We start from the raw sequence: 1,241 nt of genomic DNA on the forward strand, positions 1-1,241 counted from the left end.
TTGTCAACGGTGTAGTTACCGGTCCAAATGTCCTTAACCGTGGTGATGTGGTTCTCGATTTCGGCATACTCAAAGGAATCCTTACGGCCGTTTCCGTTGGCGTCTCCGTTCATGCCGAAGGCATTCGTGGTCACGCCAAAGCCCTTGCCGCCGGGGGTGGCATAGGTGCCGTTCCCGATCTCGGCATACACGCGCAGGCCCTCCAGCCAAGCGCCCAGATCTACGTTGTCATAGGTGTAGCCAATGGAACAGCTATAGGTCAGGCCAGTGGGTGTAGCGGTAGTGTAGTCGGAAACATTAGCCTTCAAAGTGGCCGTTGCAGAACCACCTTTCCAATTCTCACCAGTACCACCACTCACAAAGTATGTCCATGCTCCACCGGTGGTACCGGTCACAGCAGGCGAGGTAGGAATGGACGCATGTGCGCCCGGGCTCGTATAATTCTTTACCTTGCCACTACCGGTAACCTTCACGGTGCCCAGGGTCTTGGCGCTAGCATCTAGCGTCTTAACGGGAAGGTTAGCGGCATCGGTATTAGAACTGCCGAAGTCCACATAGCCAACTTCTTCCCCAGAGTCAAGAGTATCATTGTTGTTCTTGTCAACAAAAAGTTTAAGCTTACTGCTGTTATAAATGGCTTCGATTTCAATTTCAGCAGCCGTTGCACCACGTACATCAGCCACTGCCTTAATGAAATCCTGCTCAGAAGTTAGGCCACTAAAGTCAATGGTCCACTTTGCATCATTATTCTCACTGCCGTCAGTCAAGAAAACTCTATTAGCGTTAGAGGGCGAAACACCTAAGTGCATGTTTCTGCCTTCACCGCGAATGCGAGAGGCCACAGGAACCTTGGTACCCAGGTTAGCGGGCAAAGTTACCACAAAGTGGTCGCCACGGTAGCTGGTCTGAACACCCTCATACCAAGCGTCGTTCTTCGCGTCATACAGCCGGAAGCCGGTCATCTCGGGCACATAGTGGGCCGCTTTCTTGATGTTTACAGTGATAATCGCGGTTTTGCCGCCAGAAGAAATCTGAAGATTAAACTTGTGGCCAGCAATGTTCACGTTATCAATCTCCCGTTTCTCCAAACGGCCAACGTCATTGGTAGCGGTGGGGATGACTTGCCAGTAGGGTCCGTGCACCGCGGTGCTCTGCTCGGGGATGCTGATGGTGGCCCCGGCGCTGGTGAGCGCGCTGATGCGCTTGCCCTGGTAGGTATCCCAACCAGAAGTGATGTAGTC

1 protein-coding gene is annotated in these 1,241 nt (G+C 52.9%); it reads right to left on the reverse strand.

What is annotated here, in order from left to right; genetic code table 11:
* Positions 1 to 1,241: hypothetical protein (locus U8U68_RS21850; RefSeq protein WP_322204564.1), on the reverse strand; the 1,241-nt coding region annotated here is incomplete at both ends.

Origin of the sequence: Acutalibacter intestini, assembly GCF_034334985.1 — a bacterium.
GTDB classification, from domain to species: Bacteria; Bacillota; Clostridia; order Oscillospirales; family Acutalibacteraceae; genus Acutalibacter; species Acutalibacter intestini.